This window comes from Azospirillum sp. RU38E (genome assembly GCF_900188385.1).
Classification (GTDB): Bacteria; Pseudomonadota; Alphaproteobacteria; order Azospirillales; family Azospirillaceae; genus Niveispirillum.
In genome coordinates this window covers 136,148-162,886 of the sequence record NZ_FZOI01000002.1, presented here as the reverse complement: position 1 = coordinate 162,886, position 26,739 = coordinate 136,148, and the positions used below count along the sequence as shown (strand labels likewise).

The 26,739-nt window shown below is 64.3% G+C and carries 22 protein-coding genes; 11 read left to right on the top strand and 11 right to left on the bottom strand.

Going from position 1 to position 26,739, the window contains the following annotated elements; genetic code table 11:
* The 6 genes from CHB97_RS05980 (at position 1) to CHB97_RS05955 (ending at position 9,271) form a co-directional block, all read left to right on the top strand.
* Positions 1-3,039, top strand: a complete 3,039-nt coding sequence (locus CHB97_RS05980; RefSeq protein ID WP_089287053.1) for an efflux RND transporter permease subunit — start codon at positions 1-3, stop codon at positions 3,037-3,039.
* A 247-nt stretch (positions 3,040-3,286) separates the two neighbouring features.
* Positions 3,287-4,675 carry an efflux transporter outer membrane subunit gene (locus CHB97_RS05975; RefSeq protein ID WP_089287052.1) on the top strand — a complete coding sequence of 463 codons (1,389 nt, stop codon included), beginning with the start codon at positions 3,287-3,289 and terminating at the stop codon, positions 4,673-4,675.
* Between the two features lie 240 nt (positions 4,676-4,915).
* Positions 4,916-6,088, top strand: a complete 1,173-nt coding sequence (locus CHB97_RS05970; protein WP_089287051.1) for a hypothetical protein — start codon at positions 4,916-4,918, stop codon at positions 6,086-6,088.
* Positions 6,085-6,867 carry a glycosyltransferase family 2 protein gene (locus CHB97_RS05965; protein ID WP_200819836.1) on the top strand — a complete coding sequence of 261 codons (783 nt, stop codon included), beginning with the start codon at positions 6,085-6,087 and terminating at the stop codon, positions 6,865-6,867. The genes CHB97_RS05970 and CHB97_RS05965 overlap by 4 nt, the downstream gene beginning before the upstream one ends.
* On the top strand, positions 6,864-8,174 hold the full coding sequence (locus CHB97_RS05960) for a lipopolysaccharide biosynthesis protein (RefSeq protein ID WP_200819835.1): 1,311 nt from the start codon (positions 6,864-6,866) through the stop codon (positions 8,172-8,174). Before CHB97_RS05965 ends, CHB97_RS05960 begins: the two co-directional genes overlap by 4 nt.
* On the top strand, positions 8,171-9,271 hold the full coding sequence (locus tag CHB97_RS05955; protein WP_089287050.1) for a glycosyltransferase family 4 protein: 1,101 nt from the start codon (positions 8,171-8,173) through the stop codon (positions 9,269-9,271). The genes CHB97_RS05960 and CHB97_RS05955 overlap by 4 nt, the downstream gene beginning before the upstream one ends.
* Here the strand turns inward: CHB97_RS05955 and CHB97_RS05950 are convergent.
* Genes CHB97_RS05950 through CHB97_RS05920 form a run of 7 tightly spaced genes read right to left on the bottom strand, consistent with a single transcriptional unit; the run spans position 9,252 to position 16,907 of the window.
* Positions 9,252-10,133, bottom strand: a complete 882-nt coding sequence (locus CHB97_RS05950; protein ID WP_200819834.1) for a formyl transferase — start codon at positions 10,131-10,133, stop codon at positions 9,252-9,254. The two genes, CHB97_RS05955 and CHB97_RS05950, sit on opposite strands and share 20 nt — an antisense overlap.
* A 12-nt stretch (positions 10,134-10,145) precedes the next feature.
* Positions 10,146-11,519: a sigma-54 dependent transcriptional regulator gene (locus CHB97_RS05945; RefSeq protein WP_089287049.1), complete on the bottom strand. Its 1,374-nt coding sequence runs from the start codon at positions 11,517-11,519 to the stop codon at positions 10,146-10,148.
* 2 nt (positions 11,520-11,521) lie between these two features.
* On the bottom strand, positions 11,522-13,264 hold the full coding sequence (locus CHB97_RS05940; RefSeq protein WP_089287048.1) for an ATP-binding protein: 1,743 nt from the start codon (positions 13,262-13,264) through the stop codon (positions 11,522-11,524).
* The gene (locus CHB97_RS05935) at positions 13,261-14,409 is read right to left on the bottom strand and encodes a GNAT family N-acetyltransferase (RefSeq protein ID WP_089287047.1); all 1,149 of its coding nucleotides are present in this window, start codon (positions 14,407-14,409) and stop codon (positions 13,261-13,263) included. The genes CHB97_RS05940 and CHB97_RS05935 overlap by 4 nt, the downstream gene beginning before the upstream one ends.
* A complete protein-coding gene (locus CHB97_RS05930; RefSeq protein WP_089287046.1) occupies positions 14,399-15,259 on the bottom strand; it encodes a carboxylesterase in 861 nt (286 codons plus the stop codon). Before CHB97_RS05930 ends, CHB97_RS05935 begins: the two co-directional genes overlap by 11 nt.
* A complete protein-coding gene (locus CHB97_RS05925) occupies positions 15,256-16,209 on the bottom strand; it encodes an arginase family protein (protein WP_089287045.1) in 954 nt (317 codons plus the stop codon). Before CHB97_RS05925 ends, CHB97_RS05930 begins: the two co-directional genes overlap by 4 nt.
* Positions 16,210-16,220: 11 nt before the next feature.
* Positions 16,221-16,907 (bottom strand): HAD-IB family phosphatase, encoded by a 687-nt coding sequence (locus tag CHB97_RS05920; RefSeq protein ID WP_244559420.1) that lies wholly within the window; start codon positions 16,905-16,907, stop codon positions 16,221-16,223.
* A 323-nt stretch (positions 16,908-17,230) separates the two neighbouring features.
* Here CHB97_RS05920 and CHB97_RS05915 point away from each other — a divergent pair, with 323 nt between their 5' ends.
* Genes CHB97_RS05915 through CHB97_RS05895 form a run of 5 tightly spaced genes read left to right on the top strand, consistent with a single transcriptional unit; the run spans position 17,231 to position 21,394 of the window.
* Complete coding sequence (locus tag CHB97_RS05915; RefSeq protein ID WP_089287043.1) at positions 17,231-18,574, top strand: aspartate aminotransferase family protein; 1,344 nt, start codon at positions 17,231-17,233, stop codon at positions 18,572-18,574.
* A gap of 11 nt (positions 18,575-18,585) precedes the next feature.
* On the top strand, positions 18,586-19,383 hold the full coding sequence (locus CHB97_RS05910; RefSeq protein ID WP_089287042.1) for a MipA/OmpV family protein: 798 nt from the start codon (positions 18,586-18,588) through the stop codon (positions 19,381-19,383).
* Positions 19,384-19,393: 10 nt separating this feature from the next.
* Positions 19,394-19,753 (top strand): EamA family transporter, encoded by a 360-nt coding sequence (locus tag CHB97_RS05905; RefSeq protein ID WP_089287041.1) that lies wholly within the window; start codon positions 19,394-19,396, stop codon positions 19,751-19,753.
* On the top strand, positions 19,750-20,136 hold the full coding sequence (locus CHB97_RS05900; protein WP_244559419.1) for a multidrug efflux SMR transporter: 387 nt from the start codon (positions 19,750-19,752) through the stop codon (positions 20,134-20,136). Before CHB97_RS05905 ends, CHB97_RS05900 begins: the two co-directional genes overlap by 4 nt.
* Entirely contained in the window at positions 20,117-21,394 is a 1,278-nt protein-coding gene (locus CHB97_RS05895) for an aminotransferase class I/II-fold pyridoxal phosphate-dependent enzyme (RefSeq protein WP_200819833.1), read from the top strand. Before CHB97_RS05900 ends, CHB97_RS05895 begins: the two co-directional genes overlap by 20 nt.
* Positions 21,395-21,420: 26 nt before the next feature.
* Here the strand turns inward: CHB97_RS05895 and CHB97_RS05890 are convergent, their stop codons facing one another.
* From CHB97_RS05890 to mog, 4 genes are all read right to left on the bottom strand, one after another.
* On the bottom strand, positions 21,421-22,392 hold the full coding sequence (locus tag CHB97_RS05890; protein ID WP_089287039.1) for a FecR domain-containing protein: 972 nt from the start codon (positions 22,390-22,392) through the stop codon (positions 21,421-21,423).
* Entirely contained in the window at positions 22,389-22,901 is a 513-nt protein-coding gene (locus CHB97_RS05885) for an RNA polymerase sigma factor (protein WP_160105605.1), read from the bottom strand. The genes CHB97_RS05890 and CHB97_RS05885 overlap by 4 nt, the downstream gene beginning before the upstream one ends.
* Positions 22,902-23,124: 223 nt before the next feature.
* Positions 23,125-25,875, bottom strand: a complete 2,751-nt coding sequence (locus CHB97_RS05880; RefSeq protein WP_160105603.1) for a TonB-dependent receptor — start codon at positions 25,873-25,875, stop codon at positions 23,125-23,127.
* A gap of 235 nt (positions 25,876-26,110) precedes the next feature.
* Positions 26,111-26,641: a molybdopterin adenylyltransferase gene (gene mog / locus CHB97_RS05875; RefSeq protein ID WP_244559418.1), complete on the bottom strand. Its 531-nt coding sequence runs from the start codon at positions 26,639-26,641 to the stop codon at positions 26,111-26,113.
* Positions 26,642-26,739 lie beyond the last annotated feature (98 nt).

Sequence of the window (26,739 nt, the reverse complement as noted above, 5' to 3'; positions counted from 1 at the left end):
ATGTCCATGCCAATTTCCACCTGGGCCATCCGAAATCCGATTCCGCCCATCGTCCTGTTTCTTGTGCTGACAGTCGCCGGTCTGATCGCGTTCCGGCAGCTTCCCGTAACCAATATGCCCAATGCCGTGGTGCCGGTCGTCAGCGTCATCATCAACCAGCCGGGAGCCTCTCCCAGCGAAATCGAAATCCAGATCACCCGACGCGTCGAAGGCGCGCTGGCGGGGCTGTCGGGGGTGAAGCACATCACCTCCACCATCGCCGAGGGGTCCTCCATCACCAATGTCGAATTCCATCTGGGCACGGATTACGACCGGGCCACCAATGATTCGCGCGACGCCTTGGCCAGCATCCGTGACCAGCTGCCACGCTCCATCCTGGAACCGCAGGTGCGACGGGAAGAGGCGGATGGCGGGGCCATCTTCTCCTTCGGTGTCGAAGCACCGACCATGCGGCCGGAGGAACTGTCCTGGTTCGTGGATGACACGGTCAATCGCCGATTGCTGGCTGTTCCCGGCGTGGCCAAGGTGCAGCGCAATGGCGGCATCAACCATGAGGTGACGGTGACGCTGGACCCGGCCCGGCTGGCCGCCTTCGGCGTATCCGCCGCCGATATCAGCCGCCAGTTGGCCCAGACCAATATCGATCTGCCGGGCGGGCGGCTGGTGCAGGAAGGCACGGAATACAGCCTGCGTACCCTGGGCGGGGTCCAGTCCGTCAAGGCGCTGCGCCAGACCTGGATCAATCTGGGCAATGGCCGGGGGGTGCGCCTGGGTGAGATCGCCACGGTGACCGATGGCGGGGCCGAGCCCCGGTCCATCACCACCCTGAACGGCAAGCCGGCCGTCACCTTTGCGGTGTTCCGCGCCAAGGGGGCGAGCGAGCTGACCGTGGGTGCCGCCGTGCGGGAAGCGCTGGCCGATATTGCAGCCAACAACAAGGCCGTGACCTTCACCGAGCTGTTTTCCCTGGTTGATTTCACCCAGACCAGCTTCAGTTCCACCCTCTACACCTTCTTCGAAGGGGCGGTGCTGACGATCCTGACCGTCTTTTTGTTCCTGCGCGACGGGCGGTCGACGGCGCTGGCGGCCATCACCATTCCGCTCTCCATCATCCCCACCTTCCTGGCGCTTTATTTCCTGGGCTATTCGCTGAACCTTGTCAGCCTGATGGCGATCTCCCTGGTTACCGGCGTGCTGGTGGATGATGCGATTGTGGAGATTGAGAATATCCATCGCCACATGGCGGATGATCCGACCAAGAAGCCCTATGATGCCGCCATCATCGCCGCCGATGAGATCGGGCTGGCCGTGGTGGCAACCACGGCGGTGATCTGCGCTGTCTTCATGCCGGTCAGTTTCATGGGCGGCGTGGTCGGTCAGTTCTTCGTGCAGTTCGGGGTGACGGTGGCCGTCGCGGCCTTCTTCTCCCTGGTGGTGGCCCGGCTGCTGACGCCGATGCTGGCAGCCTATCTGCTGCGCGCACCCGCCACCCATCAGGGCCCGGCCGAAGGGCGCTGGGGGGCACGCTATCGCCGGCTGGTGGAATGGACGCTGGACCATCGCGCGGTGACCTTGCTGATCGCGGCGGCCAGCGTCGCCCTGTCCTTCGGCATGATCCCGCTGCTGTCCACCGGCTATCTGCCCTATGAGGATTATTCCCAGTCAACGCTGACCATCGAACTGCCGCGCGGTTCCACCCTGGCCCAGACCGATGCCACCGCGCAGCGTATGGCCGACATCCTGCGCGAACGGCCGGAAACGCTGTATGTGCTGACCAATGCCGGCGGGGAGCAGGGGGTGAATGTTGCCAACCTGCAGATCAAACTGTCCCCACCCAAGGAACGCGATGTCAGCCAGCGTGAATTTGAAGCGCTCGTCCTGCCGGCCCTGTCGGTGGTGCCGGATGTCCGCGCCCGCTTCTCCAATTCCTCCGGTGGCAAGGATATCAGCATCATCCTGACCAGCGAGGATACGCAGGCCCTGGAGCGGACGGCCAAGGCCGTTGAACGCGGAATGCGCGGGATTGACGGCATCAATTCGGTTGGCAGCACCGCCCCGGTGTCACAGCCGGAAATCGTCATCACGCCCGATTTCGCCAAGGCGGCTCAACTGGGCATCAGCGTTCAGGCACTCAGCGATGCCGTGAATATCGCCACTATCGGCGATACCGACGCCAACCTGGCCAAGTTCAACCATGACGGCCGCCAGCTGGTTGTCCGCGTCCGGCTGGCAGCCGCACCGGAAACGACGCTGGAGACGGTGCGCGAGCTGCGGGTTCCCACAGCCGGTGGCGGGTCGGTGCCGCTTTCCGCGGTCGCCAGCATCCGGTTCGGGGCGGGGCCCGCCAGCATCGAACGCTATGACCGGCGCCGTAAGATCGCGGTGGAAGCCAATGTGGATGGGCTGTCGCTGGGGGATGCGCTGGAAATGATCCATGATCTGCCGGCCATGGAGAACCTTCCCCGCAGCGTCGATGTCCGCAATGGCGGCGATGGGGAGGAGATGACCGACCTGTTCAACCGTTTCCTGGAAGCCATCGCCGCCGGGTTGATGCTGGTCTATGTCATCCAGGTTCTGCTCTACAAGGACTGGATCCAGCCGCTGACCCGGATGGCGGCGCTGCCGCTTTCCATCGGGGGTGCTTTCCTGGCCCTGTTGCTGACCAACACCGATCTCAACATGTCAGCCGCCATCGGCATCCTGATGTTGATGGGTATTGCCGACAAGAACTCCATCCTGCTGGTGGATTATATGGTGGAGCGTATCCGCAACGGGGTCGACCGTCGGCAGGCCATTGTCGAATCCTGCACTGTCCGGGCCCGGCCGATCATCATGACCTCGTTGGCCATGCTGGCCGGGATGCTGCCCATCGCGCTGGGTATCGGCCTGGACACGGCGTTTCGTGAGCCCATGGCGATTGCGGTGATCGGGGGGCTGATCTCCTCCACCGCGCTCAGCCTGATCTTCGTCCCGGTCCTGTTCGATTACGTGCGTGATGCGGAGGACTGGCTGGTGCCCCGGCTGCGTCGCCTGCTCTGATACTCTGTTACCATGATCAGAACCGATCGGTTCTGATCATGGCCCTCAATCGCCGGCGCCAACATCCGTTGGCTTGGCTTCACGCGGCACGTGCCGCGCGGCGGCGGTCGCCGCCGTACCAAGTTGCGATGCGTTCCGCTCATCGCAACTTGGTATGACCTGCCCCTTCAGACCGGCCACCCGGCAGACCCGATCCAGGGTCACCGGACGGCCGGTGACCCCGTTCCCTGGTCCAAGGACCGATCCCATGCGCCTGCCCATCCTGGTCGCCCTGATGCTGACCGTCTCCGCCTGCAAGACCGTGGCCCCGCTGGAAAAGCCGGAGCCGCCGATCCCCGCCGCCTTCACCCCGGCGCTGACACCCGATGAGGCCGGCGAAGCCCGACGGCTGACACGGGAGGAGATGTTCCGCGACCCGCGCCTGCTGCGGGTCATTGATCTGGCCCTGGAGAATAACCGTGACCTGCGGCTGGCCCTGCTGAATGTTGAAACGGCGCGGGCACAGAACAACATCCAGAATGCCGCAACCCAACCCGATATCGACCTCCAGACCTCGTCCAACGTGGAACGCACCAGGGTGCAGCGCAAGGGCAAGCCGGAGATGATCCTGCAGAACAATCTGAGCATTAATCTGAATGCGTTCGAGATTGATCTGTTCGGTCGCGTCCGCGCCATGACGGAGGCCGCCGCCGCCCGCTATCTGGCCAGCGAGGAAGGCTATCGCGCGGCGCGGGCCACGCTGATCGGGGCTGTGGCCGAGAGCTATTTTGCCCAGCGGCTGGCCGTTGAACAGCGGGCGCTGATGGAAAACATCCTGGCTGACTGGCGGCAATCGGCGGAACTGGCCAGCGCACGCTGGCGCAGCGGCACCGGGAACGAGGTGGATGTGATCCGCGCTCAGGCCCAGGTCTCCGCCACCGAAGCGGATCTGCGCGGGCGTGAACGGGCCGTGCTGCGCGCCGACAATGCGCTGCGCCTGATCGTCGGTGCCGACCTGCCGGCGGACCTGCCCCCCGCCCTGGCGCTGGACCAGAACCCGGTGGTGACCCGGCTGCCGGCCGGTCTTCCCTCTGACCTGCTGCTGAACCGGCCGGATATCCGGCAGGCCGAACAGGTGTTGCAGGCCAGCAATGCCGATGTTGCGGCCGCCCGGGCCGCCTTCTTCCCCCGCCTGTCCTTGACGGCCGCCGTCGGTTTCACCTCCCCCGCGCTGGGGTCCCTTTTCAGCCCCACGAACAATACCTGGAGCTTCGCCCCCCGGCTGGCCCTGCCGATTTTCAATGGCGGCCGCCTGGAAGGTGAATTGGACGTGGCAAAGGTGCGGCGCAACGAAGCCGTCGCCCAATATGAAAAGGCGATCCAGACCGCCTTCCGGGAGGTTGCCGACGGGCTGGCGGGCAGCGCCACGCTGGACGCCCAGATTGATGCCCAGCAGCGCACCGTGGCCGAGGTGAAACGCGGCGTGGCAATGGCCGACGCCCGTTACAAGGCCGGGCTGGAAGGCCGGCTGGAACTGTTGGAGGCCCAGCGGCAGCTGCAGATGACCCAACAGGCTCTGCTCGCCCTGCAGGCCGAAAATATCGTCAACGCCGTCGTCCTCTACAAGGCGCTGGGGGGAGAAGCGACCTGGAAATAATCGGGAAAAGGGTCACAAGGGGCCGCCATGCCGGCCCCTCTTTTCTCCCGCCGATATTATGAATTGTTTCCAATCAGGGGCATTTTTTCGCCGCCAAAAGAGGGGGTGACTTTTACGAAGGGCGCGATATAAAGTCCGGCGGCGCAATGGATATTGAAGGCGGTGCTGTTCTTAGGAATTTTTTCTCCGATAGAATAAACTGCCCGCAATCACATTGAAATACCCGGTCAGAGAATCACGATGCGTATCGGCTTTCTTTTCAACCATGACCAAATTCATCAGGTCGCCCATAGCCTTCCTATCGCCATTGCGCTGGCCGATGCTGGTTTCGCCGGTGAGATCATTGTTGCCACCACAACGGAACGGATGAAGCGGGAGGTTCTGCGCCTGGGCGGTGACCGGATCGGGCGCAGCATCCAGCATGTGGCGCTGGAGCTGAAGGGAAAATCCCAGACCCTGTCGCGCCTGCTGGAATTCGCCATACCTTCCCGCAAGCTTTTGATCTATGGCGATAATCTGGATTTCTTCCGCAGCCTGGACATTATGGTGGTGGCGGAAAAGACCTCCCTGGTGCTGAAGAAGCACTATGGGCTGACCAATCTGAAAATCGTCCATACCCGCCATGGGGCCGGCGACCGGGCCATCGGCTTTGACAAGGCCAGTGCCGGTTTCGACCATGTGCTCTGCTCAGGCCCCAAGATCAAGGAACGGCTGATCGCGGAGGCGGGCGTTCCGGCGGAACGGATCAGCATTGTCGGTTACCCGAAATTCGACACGCTCAACCCCAGCGTCACCCGGTTTCCGGTGCAGAACGCCAAGCCGGTGGTGTTCTACAATCCGCATTGTTCCGCCCATCTGTCCTCCTGGTTCAAACATGGGCGGCAGGTACTGGATTTCTTTGTCGGGAACGATGATTACCAACTGATCTTCGCCCCCCATGTCATGCTGTTCGAACGCAAGTTCGTGATGACCATCGACAAACTGCGGCTGGATCGGCCGGGCCGCATCGATGAACGCTATCTGAAGTCGCCCAACATCCATATCGATCTGGGCAGCCGTGCCTGCACGGATATGAGTTACACATTGATGGCCGATCTCTATCTGGGGGATGTCAGCAGCCAGATTTATGAATTCCTGCTGCGGCCACGCCCCTGCCTGTTCCTGAACAGCCAGGGCGTGGATTGGCGCCGTGACACCAATTACACCCACTGGCAGGCCGGCCCGGTGATCGACAGTCCGGCGCAACTGGCGGCGGGGCTGAAACAGGCCCTGGAAAGCCATGCGGGCGAGTATCTGCCTGTACAGCAGCAGATGTTTGCCCGCAGTTTCGATCTGGATGATCGCCCCTCCTCCCGTCGGGCGGCAGAGGTTCTGATGCGGTTGGCCGATCAGTCATCCGGCGCTATTGCATGAGCGCGCTGATCACGATCCTGCTGCCCTTCTTCAATGAAGAAGGTTGGATCGGGGCGACCATCGACAGCCTCATCGCGCAGCATGATCAGCGTTTCCATCTGATTTTATTGGACAATGCCTCCACCGATGGTGGTCGGGCGGAGGCAGAGCGACATCTGGCCCGCTGGGAAGCGGGCATGTCCCGCATCGTCCCGGTGGCCATTCCGGGGAAAACCAATGCCCTGAGCGCCGGCCTGTCACTGGTCACCACCCCCTATGTGGCCATTTGCGATGCCGATACCCATTACCCGCCCTGCTATATCGCCAATTGCCTGAAACTGTTCGCCGCCCATGCCGATGCAACGGCGGTCATGGCGATTGATCTTTACGATGCCGCCGACAGCGCGGCGGCCAAAAGGCGGATGAATCGCGTCCTTGGCAAGGCCCGCCGGAACCGTGACCGCTGTCATGCCGGGGGCTATGCCCAGGCCTTCCGTACCGATGCCTTGCGGCAGGCTGGCGGCTTTGACACGCAGCGCTGGCCCTTCGTGCTGGAAGATCACGAGATCATCCATCGTGTTCACCGGCTGGGCATTTCGCTTTATGATGCCGGCCATTACTGCCACCCGTCCACCCGACGGGCCGACAGGCGCTGTGTCAGCTGGACAAGGTTCGAACGTTTGCTTTATCGCTTCCTGCCCCGGTCCCGGATGGACTGGTTCTTTTACGAATTCCTGTGGCGCAGACTGGAACACCGCCGCGCCTTTGCCGCCGCTTTGCGAGAGAAGAATTGGACGTGAACCAGGGTGGGGCGCCGCAGGGCACGCTGCGGCGTATTTTCGGCGGGCTGGGGCTGGTGCTGGGGGGCAAGGCCGGGGCGGGGCTGATCAGTCTGGCCTATCTGGTCATCGCCACCCGCGCCCTGGGACCGCATGATTATGGCGTGCTGGTGCTGATCCATGGCTATGTCACCACCGTCTGCGGCATTGTGGAATTTCCCGCCTGGCAGGCCGTTGTCCGCTATGGGGCGGAGGCACGGCGTGATGAGGCGACCCACCGGCTGGCCCGGCTGCTGCGCTTTGGTGCGCGGGTGGAATTGCTGGGCGGGCTGGCCGCCATCCTGACGGCGGCCATCTGCGCGCCGTTGATCGGCCCCCGGCTGGGCTGGCCGGAAACGGCGCTGGTGCTCTCCCTGCCTTACAGTCTGGCCGTGCTGGGCTCCGTCCGCTCCACGCCGGCCGGATATCTGCAATTGATCAACCGGTTCGATCTGCTGGGGCTGCATAATCTGGTCCAGCCGCTGGTGCGGCTGACCGGTGCGGGTCTGGCGGCCTTTGCCGGCTGGGGGCTGACCGGTTTCCTGGTGGCCTGGCTGCTGGCGGCACTGGCGGAATTCGCCGTGCTCTGGGCCCTGGGCCTGTGGTTCGCGCATCAGCATCTGGGGCGGGATCTGCGCCACCCGGAGCCGGGCAATGCCGTGGCCGATAATCCGGGCATCTGGCGCTTTCTGCTGGCCAGCAATGCCGATGTCACCTTGAGCGAGCTGGCCGGGCGGGCGGCCCCGTTGATCGTCGGCTGGGTGCTGGGGCCGACGGCGGCGGGCCTGTTCTCCGTGGCGCAGCGGGCCACCGTGCTGATCGCCCAGCCGGCGCAGATATTGGGCAACACTGCTTATCCGGAGATGGCCCGCATGGTGGCCAGCGGACAGGGGGGCAGCGCCCTACGCCACACGGTGCTGCGCGTCACCGGCATCGCGCTGGCGGCCAGCCTGCCCATCATCGCCCTGGTCTGGCTGTTCGCGCCGCAAATCGTCCGGCTGATCGCCGGGCCGGAATTTGCCGGGGCGGCCGGGCTGATGGTGGTGCTGGTGCTGGCCCGTGCGCTGGCCCTGGCCGGGCCGCCGGCCACGGCCGCGCTGACGGCGCTGGGGCGGCCCGGCTGGTCCATGTCGGCCAACCTGACGGCCAGCCTGCTGTTCCTGCCCATCCTGCCGGTGCTGCTGAACCTGCAGGGGCTGGACGGGGCCGGTTTCCAGGCCATCGGACAGGCCGCTACCGCTAGCCTGCTGCTGCTGATTCTGGCCTGGAAACGGAGTGCGCAGGCATGAGCACCGCCCCCCGCATCGCCTATATCATCAATTCCGTGGAAGGCGGCGGCGCCGCCCTGCCCGTGCCCGCCGTTACAAAGGTGATGCGCGATGCCGGGGCCAGCGTGCGCGTCTTCGCCCTGACCCGCCGGGATGGCCGCGCCCTGCCGCCGATGCAGGCGGCCGGGCTGGACCCGCTGGTGCGTGACGGCGGCACGGGCGACCATGGGCAGGCGCTGCGCTGGTTGCACCGGGAGGTGCAGGCCTGGGGGGCGACGCATCTCTGGACCTCGCTCAGCCGCGCCACCATTCTGGGCCTGCTGCTGGGGCCCCATCTGGGTCTGCCCGTCATCTGCTGGCAGCACGCGGCCTTTCTGAAACCCTGGAACCGCCGCTTGATGCGGCTGTTGCAATCGCGGGCGACATTGTGGGTGGGTGATTCCGCCTCCGTCTCCGCCTTGACGCGGCAGCGGCTGGCGGTGGGCGAAGACCGGCTGATGACCTGGCCGATCTTTGCCGCCGATCCGGCCCAACCCGTCGCCCCCCCCTGGCAGCCGGGACAGACGCTGGAATTGGGCAGCCTGGGTCGGCTGCATCCGGTGAAGGGCTATGACAGCTTGATCGAAGCCATGGCCCTGCTGCGCCAGCAGGGCTTCACCCCACCCTGCCCCATCCGCCTGACCCTGGCCGGCGAAGGCGATGAACGGGAAAGACTGGCCGCCCTGGCAGCGCAGGGCGGGGTGGCAGATATCGTGCTGCCCGGCTATGTCGACCGGCCGCAACAATTTCTGGCTGGCCTGCATCTTTACCTGCAACCCTCCCGGTCGGAGGGCTTCTGTATCGCCGCCCATGAAGCCATGGTGGCGGGCCTGCCCGTGCTGGCATCGGCCGTGGGGGAAATCCCCTTCAGCATTCAGGAAGGCATTACCGGTCACACGGTGCCGCCGCGCGATGTGCCGGCCCTGGCCGACCGGCTGGGCCGGCTGCTGGCCGAACCGGGGCGGCTGCACGCCATGGGCAGCGCCGCACGGGCGCATATCCTGGACCGCTTCTCCCTCATCCGCTTCAACGCGGCCGGTCAGGCCATCATGCAACGGATCAGCGGAACCGGCGCCTGAGTTCCAGCCAGAGGCCGGCCAGCGAACGGTCGATATATTTCACGTCGATCAGGGTCACCCCGCCCCCGCTGCTCAACGTGTGAAACCCCTCCCGGTAGCGCCCGGCCGAGGCCGGCACATCCAGCGGCGCGCCTGCTGTGGCCGTGAAGCCTGTCTCATCCAACCGGTCGATCCAGAGCGGGCGCAGGGCGCCCCCATAGGTGCGGCTGCAATCCTGTGTCGGCAGCATGATCCGCCCGTCGATCTGCACCGCCGTCCCGCCGGGGCGGGCTGAGGCCATGTCGATGCGCACCGGGTTACCTGGATGCGGATGCCAGGGGCCGGTGATACGTTCCGCCCAGGCGACATGCAGATGCCCCATGCGGGTTTCCCGCCGGTCGGCCGGGGAATAGAACAGCCACCAGCGCCCCTGATGATAAAGCGGGGTGGCATCCACCGGCACCCGGTCCAGCCCGATCTCTGCTTCCCGCACCCAATCATGCAAGCCGTCGCGCATTCGATAGAGATACAGGCTGCCGGAGCGGTGCGCCTCCGGCAGCATCCAGACAGCGCCGTCGGCCGCGAACACGGTGGGGTAGGAAAGATGCCAGGATTCCGCCAGACAGGGCCGCCGCTCCAGCAGCCTGAAATCCGCATCCAGGGTCAGCAGGTCGATGGTGCCATGCCGGCTGTTATAATCATAGGCTTCGGCAAAAAGGTGAAGATACCCGTCCTGGCGCCAGGGAAAGGGATCGGCCAGGAAATGAAAACGGGGTTCTTCCGCCAGCCAATGCACCGGCTGATCCGCCAGCCCCTGGCTCAACACCTGCTCCACTGGCCGGTCGATGATACCGCATCTCCAGATATCTTTGCGGCGCGGCATCTTTCCCTCCCGTCACCCAGTACTGCGGGTGATGCGGATACCCAATTTCTTCACCCGGTGCCAGAGGCTGCGTTCAGTAATGCCCAGCCTTTCAGCGGCACGGGCCTGGATACCGCCGCATTCCCGCAAGGCGCGGGTGAGGATTTCCTTTTCCACCCGCGCCAGCTCGGCATCCAGATCGGCAGGCAAGGCCGCACCGGCGCCGCTGGCCAGTCGCGGCCGGTCCTCGAACAGATAGGGGGGAAGGTCGCCCACCTCCACCATCGGGCCCTGCGCCACGATGACGGCCCGTTCGATGCAATTCTGCAATTCGCGGATATTGCCCTGCCAGCGATAGGCCTCCATCGCCGTCAACGCCGGCTTGGAAAAGCCGGTCAGCTTTTTCGACATGAAGCGGGCATGACGGGCCAGGAAATGCGCGGCGAGCGCGGGAATATCCCCCGGCCGATCCCGCAAGGCCGGCACGGTGATGGGGAAGACATTCAGCCGGTAATACAGATCCTCCCGGAAGCTGCCCTTCTCCACCTCTTTGCGCAGGTCGCGGTGGCTGGCGGCGATGAAGCGGACATCCACTTTGATGGAACGGGTACCGCCCACCATCTCGAATGTCTGTTCCTGCACAGCCCGCAGCACCTTGGCCTGCAAAGCCAGCGGCATGTCGCCGATCTCATCCAGGAACAGGGTGCCGCCATTGGCCAGGGAGAAACGGCCATCGCGGGCAGCGATGGCACCGGTAAAGGCCCCCTTCACATGGCCGAACAGCTCGCTCTCCATCAGGTTTTCCGGGATGGCGGCGCAGTTGACGGCAACGAACGGCTTGTCGCGGCGCTGGCTGTTATCATGAATGGCGCGGGCGATCAGTTCCTTGCCGGTACCGCTTTCCCCATGCAACAGCACCGTGGCCCGGCTGTCGCACACATCGGTGACCTGTTTCAGCACCTGCTGGAACGGGGCACTGGTGCCGATCAGGCTGCCGAAATCGAACTTGTCGCGCAGTTCCTGGCGCAGCCGACGATTATCATCCTCCGCATCGCGCAGTTTCAGCGCCCGGCTGATGGTGGCAACGACATCGTCCATTTCAAAGGGCTTGGCGATGTAGTCAAACGCCCCCTCGCGGATCAGCGCCACTGCATCCCGCACAGAGGCATAGGCCGTCATGATGATGACGGGCAGCTCCGGACGGGCTGCCTGCAGCCGGTTCAGCAGATCCCGCCCGGAAGCACCCGGCATCCGCAGATCGCTCAACACCAGGCGAACATTATTTTCATCCAGAAAGGCCAGGGCGGCCGGCACATTATCCACGGCATGGGCTTCAAAGCCGCGGGCTTGCAGCCCTGCCGCCGTCACCTCCCCCAGTCGCGTCTCGTCATCGACGATCAGGATCACGCCTACCTCCCCTCCTCCGGCGGTGCCAAGGGCAGCCGCAGGGTGAAACAGGTGCCCACACCTGAATCACTTTCACATAAGACGGTTCCGCCATGCTGTTCGACAATATGGCGCACACGGGCTAGGCCAAGGCCCGTGCCGCGCGGCTTGGTGGTGACGAACGGTTCGAACAGGCGCTGCCGCACCTCCGGATCAATGCCATTGCCCGTGTCCGTGATGCTGACCAGCACCAGCTCCCCCTCCCTCTCCACCCGCGTGGTCAGGGAGCCCCCTTGTGGCATGGCATCCATCGCATTCAGGATGATGTTCAGGAAGACCTGATGGAGTTGTTCAGCATCGGCCTGGATAATGAAGGCACCGGGCTGACCGGCGCTTTCCACCACAATGCCGCGCTGCTTCAGATCATGCTGGGCGAAGGTCAACGTATTGCCCAGTTCCAGCGCCACATCGACCGGTCGACGCAACAGGATGCGCGGGCGGGCGAAATCCAGCAATTCCTGTACCAGATGATCGATCCGCCCCACCTCCTCCAACACGAAGCCGACCAGCCGGTCGCTGTCCGGTGGCAGGGGGGATTTCATCCGCAGCACCTGACTGGATGTCTTGATGATGCCCAGCGGGTTGCGGATTTCATGGGCCAGAACAGCCGCCGCCTCCCCCAACGTGGCCAGCTGTTCACGCCGACGGACCAGCGATTCACGCTCGCGCATCACCTCCAGCCGGGACGCCATGGCGTTGAAGCCTGCCGACAGCTCGGTCAGCTCCCCCCCGCCAGCCACGGGCACGCGCGCCTTGAAATCCCCCTCCCGCACATGGCGCAGGGCCTGATTCAACAGCGCCAGGGGGCGGGAGATCAGCTTGGACAGCCACAGTGCCACCAAAAGCGAAATCAGCGCCGCCCCCCCGGACAGGGCGAGAAACAGTTCCAGTGTGCGCACATGGGCCAGCAAGGACAGCTGGTTGGCCAGCCGGCTGGAAACAACGCCCACCAGCGTCCCATCCAGATCGCGCAACGGGGCAAAGCCGGTGGCCAGATGGTCATCATCCTCCACCGGGGGAGCCAGCAGACTGCGCGCGCCCGATGCCAGCTTTTCCAGCACCCCCGGCGGCAAATGTGCCGTTACACCATTCGCCAGCACGGTGCCATCATGGGCAATGGCAAAAACCTCGATCATTAGGCCGGGAACGCTGTCCGACATATTGATCATGATGCCGTCCCAGCGGTCGGCCACCAGGGCATAATAACGTTGCCCATCCCGTTCGAACCGGCGCGTGGCCCCCATCAGCAGGACGGGGCGGCCTTCATCATCATTCACCAGAAAAAAGCCGCTGCGTTCCCCCTTGGGCAGGCTGCTGCCATGCCCGACGGGACCGTTGGAAAACAGCAGATTGCCATCGGCATCATAGACGGCGACCGCATCGAAGCCGGCCGAATTCAACAGATGCGCGCTGAAATTCAGCGGCCCCTTGTCCAGGCCACGGTTCCCCAGCGTTGCCGCCATGATGCTGGCGGCCTGTCGTGCCTCCGTCTCGTCACTCTCCGATTGTTCGGCAAAGAAACGGGCCGATTCCTCCAGCCACCCCTCCATGTTGGAGGCGAAGGAGGCCGAAATAATATCGGCCGCGATGTAGCAGGCCAGCAACACCGGTACAGCGCTAACCAGCACGAAGGCAATAACTAGCCGCCAGCGCAGCCGCATATCCGGCAGGAATGACAGGACAAACGCCTTCCAGCCGATCTTCATGCCCCTTCCCCGCTGGCGCTGCGTGCCTTCAACTCCGGATCCCAGCGATCAAAGGCCAGCCAGGGGGCGAGCCGCCGCAGCAGACGGTTCAACAGGCCGATACGGCAGCGCACCAGGATGGATGACGGCAGCAGCCCGCTGCCGAACCTAAGCTTGGACGCGTAGGCTGTCTGGCCCGACTGGAAAAGGCGGCGCCCCGTTTTCAAAGTGAACCGCACATTTTCCATCCAGCTGACGGCATAGAGATTATGGTCGCGCGCCAAGGGATATTCCATCCCCAGAAACTTGTCGATCACCCGGTCGTCAGCCAACAATAACAGGTTGAATGCCGCCAGCCGATCCCCGACCCAATAGAGCACGAAACGCGCCCTGTCTCCCAGGGCTTGGGGAATTTTCTGGAAATACCCGGCGGGCAACTCCTCGAAATCGCCATAGCTCAGGCTGGAATGGGTCCGGGTGCTCTCATACAGCGCCTCGATGCGGGGCAGCAGGTCGCCGGCAGCCATCCGGTGCTCTATACGCACCTGCCCGCCGGCCGCCTTGAGTTTGCGCCGGATATCCTTGCGGGTGCCGGACGAAAGACGCTCCAGATAGGCGGTCTCGCTGGCCACGCCCTCCAGGTCAAGGGCGGCAACGGGCAGGCTGTTGATATGGGTATAGCCGGCCGCCGCCAGCAGCGGAGAGAGCCAGCCGGCCTCCGGTGCTGCAATATCCTTGAAGGCCAGCAGCCGCGCCTTGCGCCGCCCCGCCTCCCGCTCCAGCAGGTCCAGAAAGGCTGTGACGGCCCACAGGCGCTGGTCAGGCGAAAGGCCGGGCCGCAGGGCCACGGGGCAGCGCTCCGTCAGTGCAGAACCCACGCCCAGCAGACGCCAGACCATCAGGCCAGGCAGCAGGCGGGACAGGAAACCGGCCACCGCCGCTGCCCGGCCTTCCTGGAAGGGCGTATCCAGCCGGTATTCCATCTCGAACAGCGGGGCGGCCATCAGCAGGCCGTCGGCATCCATCACGGCAGCGATCTCGCCGCCGCAGGCTTTCAGATAGGCCCAGCCCTCCGCCTCGCCGGGGAAACAGGCATCCCATTCCGCCTGGGGCAGCCGGTCGATCCCGGAGAGAACCAGGGCGCGCAAACCGGTATCAACCGCCATTGGCCACCTTGGCACGCACGGACGGGGTGACAGACGCCCCGGAGAATCCCGTCAGGAAGCTGTTGACGCGGGCCGCCACCAGATCGCGCTGCCCATCGACAGTGACCAGATGATAGCTGTCATCCAAAATCAACGCCTCCACCCGCCCGGCCAGATGGCGCTGAATGTGGAACGCATTGGCCAGGCTGGCAATATCATCATTGCGGGCATGAACCAGCAGGGTCGGCTGGCGCACCTGCCCCAGACGCGGCTTCACATCATCGGTCAGGCGCCACATCTCCCGAATGGCCCCGGACGGGGTGGAGAGCAGCCCGGCGGCCGAGCTGTCGCCACTATGCATCGCCCGCACCACGGCGGCGCGGATGCGCTCATCCTTGATGCCATAGGGCGGCTTTTCCACAAAGGAAAGGCGGGGCCCGATGGGGGTATGGATCAGGATACGCAGCAGGAAGCCATACCAGGGAATGGACCAGCCATCATAACGCAGCGTCGGTGCCAGCATCACCAGCCCATGCACACGCTCCGGCTGCAAGGCCGCCAGGCGGGCGGCCAGCAACGCGCCCATCGACAGGCCACCGACGACAATCCGGTCACAATCCTGTTCCAGCCGGGCCAAACCTTCTTCGACCGAGGCATACCAGGACTGCCACGGGGTTCCGGCCAGTTCCTCCCCCGTGCCGCAATGGCCGGCCAGATGGCAGCACAGCACATCGGCCCCGGCATCGCGCGCCTTGCGGGCCAGCGGCTTCATCTCCACCGGCGTACCGCCCAGCCCATGCACCAGCAGCAAACCCAGGCGCCCGCCATTGATCCCGTTGCCGGTCATATGGATGCTGCGATCGGTCGTCATAATGGCCAAATCCTTTCACGGGCCATCTCATCGGCCATCGCCAGGATGCGCCGGTTGGTCCCGTCATTGATGCTCGATGTATTGTCGGGGGGCTGTACGGAATCCCGGTCGGTGGCCGACAGGAACCAGCGGAACGGATCACGGAAGACGGGCGGCGAATAATCGCCGCAGACATCCATGCCCAGCAGGCGCCGTTTCTGCGCCAGACGGCGCACCAGCCCCAGCACGGCATCCAGCTTCATGCCACCCTGGTCCCAGTTGGTGACGGCCTCCGCCGGGGTCAGCACATCCTTGTCCAGCGATACCCACAGGCCGCCGGACGGCAGCCGGCGGTCCAGATCGTCGCAGAACGCTTCCCAGTCGGCACTGTCCAGATTATGCCAGTGGATGGCACCATCACGCGTGCCGCAGCCCGGACCATCGACCGGCCGCCCCCAGATGCGGCTGGGTTCGGCGTGCCAGGGATGCACCTCCAGCCGGCCCGACCGAACCGCTTCCAGATTGGCGAACTGCCATTCCGGGCGCACAAAATCATCACTGGCCGGCCCGATGGTGACGATACGCTGCACCAGCGGGTTCTCCAGCGCCCGGTTCACCCAGGCGCCACAGTTCCAGGTGGCGGGAAAACCCGTCCAGTCCGGGTGATTGTCGAAATGCAGCACGGTGACCGGCTCGCGTACCGTCTGCAGGAAAAACGCCGCCAGATGGTGGAAGTCGCCCGACCCGTAGAAGATCAGCGGGGCAGCCCCACCCTGCGGTGGAAAGGCCGCGTCAACCCGCGCCCGCAATGTCGCCAGGCTCCGCCGCCCGCCGACAATGCGCAGACGCGGCCCCAGATCGCGGGCGGACACCAGCACAGCCTTCCCCTGCTGCACATGATCCGCCAGCGCCGGTTGCGCGGGAAGCGACCCATCCAGGTCCAATATCAGGCACGGTACACCCAACCCCATCACCCCTGACCTTATTCCGCCGCCGCGGCGGCCGGCGAGGCGTTCCGAACCAGCCAGTCATGGAACAGGGCCGTCAGATCGGCGAAGCCGGTAAAGGGCTGATGCGGAATGGCATGATCACGGCAATGCGCCGCCAGCTTGCCCTTGGCAAACACCTGATCGGCACTGCCGGCGCCGCAGAAATCCGACCGGCCATCGCCGATCAGGATGGTCAGACCGCCCGTGCGGCGCTGGCCGGCTTCCATGCAGGCGCATTTGCAATTGCCAGCCGCCGTGGCACAGCCGGCGCTGGCATAGGGGAAGGTCAAGCGCCATTCATCCTCGCCTACCGGTTCCATCCGGTTGGACAGGACCGGGGCATCAACCCCCAGCCGTTTCAGCACACCGCGCGCCACCACATCCAGCCCGTCGGACAGGATGGTGAAGGGCAGGTTCCATTGCCGGCAGAGTTCAACAAAGCCCATGAAGCCGGGATCGACGGCGATCTGCTGCACCATTTCGGCCATCGCCGCCGGCGTGGCCCGCAACAGGGCGACCTGACGGGCCATACATTCCCGCGATCCCATCTCCCCCCGTTCCCAGGCCGCTTCAACATCATGCCATTCCGGCAGGGCGAACCGTTCCAGGATCAGGTCCGTGGTATCGGTAGCGGAGATGGTGCCATCGAAATCGATATAAAGCTGGGGAAGCGCGCGCATTTGGCTATTCATCCGGGAAGTGAGGACGCCCCCTCTTTCCGCAAACTCTGTGCCAAAGGCAGCATTGGCGGATTTCCGCGCCTCACAACGTCCGCACTACCCCTTCCTCCAAAATTGGAGCTACAAATTTTGTAGTTTCCCTCGCCTTTGGAGGTACCGAACCATGTCGGATGGCGGGGGAGAAGCAGGTGAAAACATAGGTATTCCGCCATAAGCGGACAGCTGGCACTGCCGATGCGGACAGCTGGCACAGCCAGTGCAGTAAGGGGGTTACCGCCCGGCCGATGGCCCGGCGCTATCCACTTTCTTGCAGGTGTCGCAGCATGACCCAAAGCTACTGTCAGCCCGACCGTTATCGCCAGAGTGCAGCCTTGTTCGACAAGGCACGCGCCATCATCCCCGGCGGGGTCAACAGCACGGCGCGGGCAACCTGGTCCGGGTGGGATCCCCATCCGCTGTTCATTTCCCACGGCACCGGCTCACGCGTTACCGACGTCGATGGAAACGAATATATCGATTACCTGCTGGGCCTTGGCCCCATGCTGCTGGGACACCGCCCGAAGGCGGTGACGCAGGCGGTCATCAATCAGATCGAACAGCATGGCACCGTCTTTGCCCTGCCCGTGGCTGACGAGACGGCCCTGGCGGAGAAGATCCGCCGCGCCGTGCCCAGCATGGAACGGGTACGTCTGTGCAATACCGGCACCGAAGCGGTGCTCTACACCATCCGTCTGGCCCGCGCCTTCACCGGCAAGAACAAGATCATCCGGTTCGAGGGCATGTATCACGGCTTCTCCGACGGGATTTACTGGAGCAAGCACCCCAACCCGGAAACGGCCGGCCCCGACCGCGCGCCGCACCCCGTGCCGCAGGGTCCGGGGATGCCCAACGGCATCGGCGACAGCCTGATCATCCTGCCCTGGAATGATGTGCACGCCCTGCGGGAGACGCTGGAGCGCGAAGGGTCGAATATCGCCGCCATCATCACCGAACCAATCATGTGCAATACCGGCTGCATCCTGCCGGAAAATGGTTACCTGGAAGCCATGCGCACGCTGAGCGAGCGCCATGGCGTGGTGCTGATCTTCGACGAGGTGATCACCGGCTTCCGCATCGCCCTGGGGGGCGCCCAGGCCCATTATGGCATCACGCCCGACCTGTCCGTCTTCGCCAAGGGCCTGGGTGGCGGCTTCCCGGTGGCCTGCATGGGCGGTCGTGCCGACATCATGGCCCTGGTCGAACAGGGTCGTGTTTCCATGGCCGGCACCTATAATGCCAACGGCATTGCGGTCGCCGCTGGTAATGCGGCGCTGGATGAACTGGCCAAGCCCGGCATGTACGAGCACCTGTACAATGTGTCCGACCGGCTGCGGGAAGGGCTGACCAGCCTGATCCACGATCTGCGCGCACCGGCCCATGTCGTCGGCCTGGGCCCGGTCTTCCAGCTCTGGTTCTCCCGCGAGCCGATCCGCAATTACCGTGACGCGGCTCGCCATGCCGATCATGATGCCTTCCGCCTGTGGTGGGAAGGCATGTTGAACCGGGGCGTCATGTTCCATCCCGGCGCTTATGAGAACCTGTTCGTCTCCTTCGCGCACACGGTGGATGATGTGGATCAGACGCTGGCTGCAGCGCGTGAAACACTGACCGACATGCTGTCGCGTTGATCAGGACAGGCATGGTGAAGCGTCTGCTTTTGCTGGCAGCCCTGCTGGGCTGTACCCCCCTGCCTGCGCAGGGCGGATCACTGGCGGACGTTTTCACCATGCCGGAAATCCGGCTCTCGGCCGGGCCCGGCATGGTGCTGGGCCCGCATTATCCGGGGGCATCGGGCAGCCATCTGCAGCCCTATCCTTATGTCGATGGCCAGATCGGCAATAATATCAGCTTTGACAGCGAGAACGGGTTGCGCCTCACCCTGTTGTCGCTGGAAGGGCTGGAGGCAGGGTTGGCGGCCGGCTATCGTGCCGGCCGCGCCACCCAGGATATGCCCGCCAACCTGCGCCCCCTGCATGGGGTGGATGAAGCGATCACGCTGGGCGGTTTCGCCAGCTACAGCATCGGCCCCTTCTCCTTGGATGTGGAGGCGTTGCGCGACGCGGTGCCGGGGCGCCAACGGCTGATGCTGGAAATTGAAAGCGCCATCAACATTCCCTTCGGCGATCCGGCGGAACGCAAAGGGATTTCCTTCGGTCCCTATCTGGAAATCGCCAGCAACGGCTTTCAACAGACCTATTTCGGCGTCGATACCGGACAGGCGACGGATAGTGGCTTCCGCCCCTTCTATCCCAAGGGGGGACCGCTGATGGTGGGCCTTGATCTGGAAAGCTCCTTGCGATTGTACCAGCGCTGGTCGCTGGCAGGCTTCGTCAATTGGGGCCGGATGCTGTCGGATGCTGCACGCTCCCCCCTGGTGCGCCAGGGCGGATCGCGGGATCAGCTCAGCGCCGGCCTGTTCCTTGTTTATGATTTCTGACGGACACCCCATGTCTCAACTCGCCATCATTCTCTGGCTTCTGAACATGCTGCTCGATACCGGCGGGCAACTGGCCTTCAAGAAGGCTGCCACCGCCCCCGGCGACGGTCTGGCGCGCTGGCGCGCCATGGGGGGCCAGCCCTGGATCTGGCTGGGCGTTCTTTGTTATGGCGGCGAGTTCCTGGCCTGGACGGCGTTCCTGTCCACCGTACCCCTGTCGCAAGGGGTGCTGCTGGGCTCCGTCAATATCATCATCGTCATGATCGCCGGGCGGCTGTTGTTCGCCGAACGGCTGAGCCGGATGCGGGTTGCCGGCATTCTGTTGATCGCCGCCGGGGTCACCCTGGTCGGAATGGGTGGAGGGGCATGATGCGGCGCGGGATCATTATCGGCTTTATCTGCCTGCTGGGTTTCGACGTGCTGGCCCAGATCGGTTTCAAACTGGCCGCCGAGGCCGCCCTGCCCGTGGCGGCCAATGTGGATTGGCTGCTGCGGCTGCTGGCGCATCCCGGTGCCTATATGGCGGTGGCCGGCTATATCGGTGCCTTCTTCACCTGGATGTCGCTGCTGAAACACGCCCCCATCGGCCCGGCCTTTGCCGCATCGCATCTGGAGGTGGTGGCGGTCATGCCCTTTGCTGTGGTGCTGTTCGGGGAGGTGGTCAATCTGCCGCAATTGCTGGGGGCCGTCATCATCGTGGCGGGGATCATCTGTCTGGCGCTGGATGAAGACCATGCCGCCGGCCCAGCCTGATCCTTTCCGCGAGTTGCCGCCCACGGCGGGGCTGCCCCTCGGCTGGCGCGACCTGCTGGCCGGTTTCACGGCCCGCGAGGGCGGCTTTACCCGCGCTGCCGCCCGCTTCCTGGGGGTGGACCAGCTGCTGCTGACCTGTTCGGGCACGGCCGCCCTGGTCATCGCCCTGAAGACATTGGCTCGGCACAGCCCCCGGCGCGAGGTGATCGTGCCTGCCTATACCTGCCCGCTGATGGCCATCGCCGTGGCCCATTGCGGGCTGCGGCTGGTGACCTGCGATCTGGCCCCAGCCGGCATCGGCCTGGATCTGGACATGCTGCGGGGGCTGATCGGGCCGCAGACCCTGGCCATTGTGCCCACCCATCTGGCCGGCCGGGTCGCACCAGTGGCGCCAGTGCGCCATCTGGCCGCCCAGCACGGCGCCTATGTGGTGGAGGATGCAGCCCAGGCCTTCGGCGCGTTTCAGGATGGCCAGCCGGTGGGCACCCTGGGCGATATCGGCTTTTACAGTTTCGCCGTCGGCAAGGGGCTGACGCTGTATGAGGGCGGGCTGATCCATGCCGGCGATCCGGCCTTGCGGGCGGAGCTGGCGCGCAGTGCAGCGGAGATCCTGCGCCCGGCCCCCCTGATGGAACTGCGGCGCAGCCTGGAACTGGCCGCCTATGCGCTCTGCTATCGGCCCCGGCTGCTGCCCTGGGTCTATGGGGTGCCGCTGCGCCGGCATCTACGGCAACGGGATATGGTGGCCGCCGCCGGCGATGATTTCGGCATGGCTATCCCGCTGCACCCGGTGGGCCGCTGGCGCCAGGGTGTGGGCGAAAGCGCCCTGGCCCGGCTGGCGGATTTCCTGGAAGCCGGGCGGGAGCGGGGGGAAAGGCTGCGCAGACAGCTGGAAACGATCGGCGGTCTCAAGGTAATCACCGATGCGCCGGGGGCCAGGGGGAACTGGCCCGCCCTGATGGTGCAATTGCCGGATCGGCAAAGGCGGGATCAGGCCTTGCAAGCATTGTGGGGCGCCGGGGTGGGGGTTTCCTGCCTGTTTGTCCATGCGCTGAATGATTATCCCTATCTGGCCCCCATCGTCCCTGCCATCAGCCATCCCCGCGCCCGCCGCTTTGCCGGCACCAGCCTGCTGATCAGCAATTCGCCCTGGATGCGGGATCAGGATATGGCGCAGATTGTCGACAGGCTGGCCAGCCTGTCCTCCCGCCCCGTATCAGACCCTCCTGAACCCCGGAAACAATACCAGCGGGGATAGGCTTTGCCGGCCCGGCAAGGGGCCGATCAACCCAGCACCATGGCGTCCGTTGTCTCTGCCAGGGGCAGCTTGTGCAGCCGGGCCAGCAGGCGCAGGCTGTCAGCCGGGCGGTCCAGGGCGAAGCGACCGCTGACGGGCAGCGCCGCGAGTTCCGCCCGCGCCAGCCGCAACCCCGTCGTGGAATAGCGGGCGAGGCGGGCCAGCACCATATCCAGCCGCTGTTCATGCACCACCAGCCAGCCCTGCTGGAAGGAAGGCGCATCGGTCAGGCGGCCGCGTTCCGCCCGGTCGCCCGTGGTCAGCAGCCGCTCCCCGGCTGTCAGATCATAGGTTCGGCCGGCCAGCCGGGCCCGCAGCCGGCCGACGGTGACAGCGAGGTCCAGCTGGCCGGCGGCCTGGTCCAGGGTGAAGGCACCATCTGGCATCTCCAGCTCCAGCCCGCCAGCCCCGGCCTGGAAAGGCTGCTCGGCCGCCGTGACGGCCAGCGCCATCTGCCCTTCCAGCAGGGTCAGCAGACGCTGTCTGTTCCCAAAACGCCCGGTCACCCGGCTGGCCGCGTCCAGCACCAGCCGGCTGCCATCGGGCAGGATGGCGTCCCGCCGCTGTCCGTGTGGGCTGCTCAGGTCATAGGCTTGGGCTGGCGTGCCACGCAGCCACAGCCCCCCGGCCCCCATGACGGCCAGCCCGGCCAGCCCCGCCGCCAGCAGGCGCCGCCGGTCCAGCCCCGTGCTATTATTAGCTGGCTGTGCCTTCGCCAGCGGCCGGCCGGGGAAGGGCACCACCCTTTCGGCCGCCGCCTGCCGCAGCAATTGTTCCAGAACGGGGTCATGCCAGGTGGCGCGCACCTGTTCCATGGCCGGGGCATGGGCGGGGTTGGCCGACAGCCAGGCCAGGAAACGGGCCTGGCGCTCCGGCGTCCATTCCCCTTCCGCCAGCAGCCAGCCGGCTGCTTCCTCCAGCACGGGATCGGCGTCAATCTCCAGATCGAAGCGGTTCATCGCGCCACCCGTCGTACCGTGCCGGCATCCGGGCCGTCGCAATCCTGTTCCTCCAGCGAACGGGCCAATTGTGCGAGCGCCCGTGTCAGATGTTTTTTCACCGCTTCCTCATTCATGCCCAATGCCTGGGCGATTTCCTCCCGGCTCTGCCCCTGGATACGCTTGCGGGTGAACACCTCCCGCCGCAACGGCGGCATGGCATCCAGCGCGCGTTTGAAGGCGGCCAGCCGTTGCTGGTCGGAAAGCCGCTGTTCGGCCCCCGGCTGGTCGCAGGCAATATCTTCGTCCAGCAGATCGGATACGGGCAGCGCCGCCCGGTCCAGGATGACGCTGTGCGCAACCCGCAACGCATAGGGGACGGGTTGCTGGAGCGCGCCCGACCGGGCGCGCTCCAGCATACGGACCATGGTTTCCTGATAGACATCCTCCGCATCGGCCGGATTGCGAATCCGGTTGCGGATATAGGCCAGCAGCCGGCGATGGCCGGCCATCAGGTCTGCGATGATCATGGATTGGCCCATCATCGACAGGATTACCCCGCTCCCGTTCCCCATGCCTTGGTGCTTACATCTATCTCCCTTGATCGTGACCGATCCAGGGAGATTTTTTGTTCCCTCAGTCGCCGGGCGGGCGCATCCGCGCCCTTGGCTCACGCCGCTACCAAGCGGCGGGCCGGCAGTCGCCGGCCTCCAACCCGCCTAAAGGTCAACCTTTAGGCGGGTTGGTATTACATCAGTAGCTGTAGCGGACGCCCAGCAGATATTGCGCGCCGCTGCGGGTGAAGCTGTAAACCCGGTCGCCGACCGAGTCCACATATTGGTCTTCAGCCTGGTTGGTCAGGTTCACCCCTTCCAGGGTCACCTTCAGCTTCTCATTGATATTGTAGAACAGGCTGACATCCAGGTTGAGCGCGCTGTGATAGCCGGAGACGTCATTGCCATTGCCGCCCGGAATGGATTGCAGATAGCCGTCACGGTAATTGACCGAGACGCGGCCACCATAGACATCCGTTTCATAATAAAGCGTGGCATTGGCCGAATTACGCGACAGGCCCGGCAGGTCGTACTTCTTGGTCACGCCCGCCGCCGGCTGGAATTCCGCCCGCGAATAGGCATAGGTGTAGTTCAGGATATAGCCCAGCCCGTCAAACGGGGCCGGCAGGAAATCCAGACCCTGCTGATAGATCAGTTCCAGACCATAGATATTGGCCCCCTTGCCATTGACCGGCTGGTTGAAGCTGTAGGTCACATCCAGATCGTCGGCTGGCACCAGGGAGGTCGGCAGACCGGACTGGCGGAAGGTCATGGTCTGCACGCCATCGACGATGAAGCTCTTCACCTTCTTGTAGAAGGGCTGAGCCGCCAGGATGCCCTGCTTACCGAAATACCATTCGGCCGACATATCCACGCTGTCGGCGCGGAACGGGTCCAGGTCCGGGTTGCCATAGGTGATGGTCTTGCCTGAGGTGTTGACGCTGGAAATGGCCGGCACCAGGGAGTTCAGGCTGGGCCGGGTGACATTGCGGTTGGCCCCGAAGCGCACCCGCGTCTCCTCGCTGGTCTCCAGCACTACATTGAAGGAGGGCAGCCAGTCCGTATAGGAGCGGCTGATCGACACGGCCGGGAAGGACGGGTCGCGGTCATAGGCAGAGGTTTCGGTGCGGATGGCACGCAGGCCGATATTGCCCTTCATCGGCAGGCCGAACAGGCTGCGGTCCCAATCGGCCTGCACATAGGCGGCCTTGGTGGTTTCCGCCACCCCCTGCGGAAAGCCGGAGGAGACGGGCTTGACCACAGCGCCGGTGCCCAGCTTGGCAAAGGCATTATCCAGATCGGCCACGATCCAGCCGGTGGGCGTGCCGGCCGGTGCGTCCAGCCCCTTGCCGAACTTATAGGGGGTGGTGGTGTAGGTGCCGGCCAGGGCCGGATCGGTCAGGGAGACGCCGCGCAGGGCGCGACCATTCAGATTGGTGATGGAATCAAAGGCGTGGCTGGTGCTGTCATAGGTGAAACGGCGCCAGTCCAGGCCGGCCTTCAGATAGAACTCATCCGTCAGGGCGTAATTGGCATCCAGCCGGACGGTGCGGAAGCGGTTATCCACGGCCTGGTCACGCAACCGGGCCTGGAAGAACTGCCAGGCGGCCGGATCGGTGACATTGATGCCATAGGTCTGCGCCGCCACCTTGTCATTCTGGCGGAAATCATAGCTGAAGCTGGTATTGGGGGAGAAAACATACATCCCCTGCTGATCGTCGGTAAACTTGGCTTCCTGATAGCCACCATAGAGATTGATGGTCAGGTCTTCGGTCGGCGTCAGTTTGGTGTTCAGGGTGGCGGCGCGGAAATCCGTTTCATCCTGGTAAAGCTGGCTGTCGGAGCGCACATCAACATCGCGGAACTTGCCGGCGATGATGTTGTTGCGGTCGATGGTGACGTCATCGACCTTGATTTCCGGCAGGCCCTTACCGCTGCCATTGGTGTTATTGGTGCTGAAGGCGAAGGCGTCGAAATTATATTCGCGCCGATCCGACTTCAGCTTGCCATAGAGCAGGTCCAGATCCATCTGCACCCAGTCGGCCGGCTTGGCCTGGAAGGCGGCGGTCACGCCCAGCCGGTCCTGATCATGCACATATTCATTATAGCGGGCAAAGCGCGGGTAATAGAGCGCATCCGCCGCGCTGGAGGTCTTCAGCAGCCGGGTCTTGGTGGCCGGATCGATGCTGTTGGAAATATTGCCCGGCGTCCAGCCGCCGGCCGCCCAACGCACCGTGCTGTAGCCCTGCTCCACCGTGTTGCGCTTGCTGTAGGCGGCGGAGACCAGCGCGCCAAAGCGGCCATCGGCGAAGGTGTCGGCGATCAGCACGGCGCCGCGCGGGTCCACCTTGTCGGAATTGGCGCCGTAGGAGCCCTTGGCGGCGGCCGAGAAGGTGAACTTGTTATAGTCAAACGGCTTGGCCGTGCGCAGATCAATGGCGCCGGCGATGCCGCCTTCCTCCTCTTCCGCGGCGGTGGATTTGACAATATCCATCCGGTTGAACAGTTCAGAGGCGAACAGGTTGAAATCGAAGGAGCGGGAACGGTTGGTGCCGCCACGGCTGTCGATGGATTGGGTGGTGCCCAGCACTTCCATCCCGTTCAGCTTCACGCGGGTGAAATCCGGCCCCAGGCCGCGCATGGAGACCTGACGGCCTTCACCGGCATCACGGGTGATGGTGATGCCGGGCACGCGCTGCAGCGATTCCGCCAGATTGAGGTCGGGGAAGGCGGCGACATCGTCACCGACGATGCTTTCGCGGCTGCCCACGGCGTCGCGCTTCAGATCACGCGCCTTGGCCACGCTGCCCCGGAAACCGGTGACGATGATTTCTTCCAGTACTTCACCACCGGCATCGGCGCCATTGGCTACCTGTGCCTGCGCCGACAAGGACAGGGCGGAAACGCCCGCCGCAAACATCAGATAAAATGCACGATTTAGCTTGGACATAATGGTCATTCTCTCTGTTTTGGAATGGCTTTTCCAAAAAAAAGAATGACGAATACTTATTTTTTATAGAATGAAACAAGTTTATATTTGTTATTTTTCTATGACACGTCTTCCACTCGGCAAGCACCCCCTGATCCCACAAAACATGAAAAATTGCTCACACCGGTAAGAGGTCCGGTGCCGCCAAAAGGGGACACAGAAAAACCAGAATATTTTCAGGGGGGCCGATGCGGGATCAAATCGGCGGGCGAAAGGCGCGGCAAATGGCCGGATCGGTGTCCAGCCGTGCCGCACCGATCAGATCCAGGCAATAGGGAATGGCGGGAAATACCGCCTTCAGGCACAGGTCGATCGCCGATGGCTTGCCCGGCAGATTGACAATCAACGACCGGCCGCGCAGCCCAGCCGTTTGACGCGACAGGATGGCTGTGGGAACCTGTTTCAGGCTTTCCATCCGCATCAATTCGCCGAAACCCGGCAACAGCCGGTCGCACACCGCTTCCGTCGCCTCCGGCGTCACATCGCGCAGGGCGGGGCCGGTGCCGCCGGTGGTGATCACCAGACAGCAGCCATCATGATCACAAAGCCCGGCCAGCACCGCCTCGATCACCGGGGCTTCATCGGGGACACAGCGCCGCAGTACCTGGAACGGGGTGGCCAGGATGGCACGCAGGCTCGCCTCCACGGCTGGGCCGCCCTTATCCTCATAAAGGCCCTGGCTGGCCCGGTCAGAAATGGTCAGGATGCCGATACGGGGTTGGCTCATCTTCATACTCCTGGGGCAAAACGGCCGGGGTCGCCCGGCCGCACTGACCCTACCCATGACAGAATTGACCCACCGGCACCTTGCGGCGGGTCAATTCC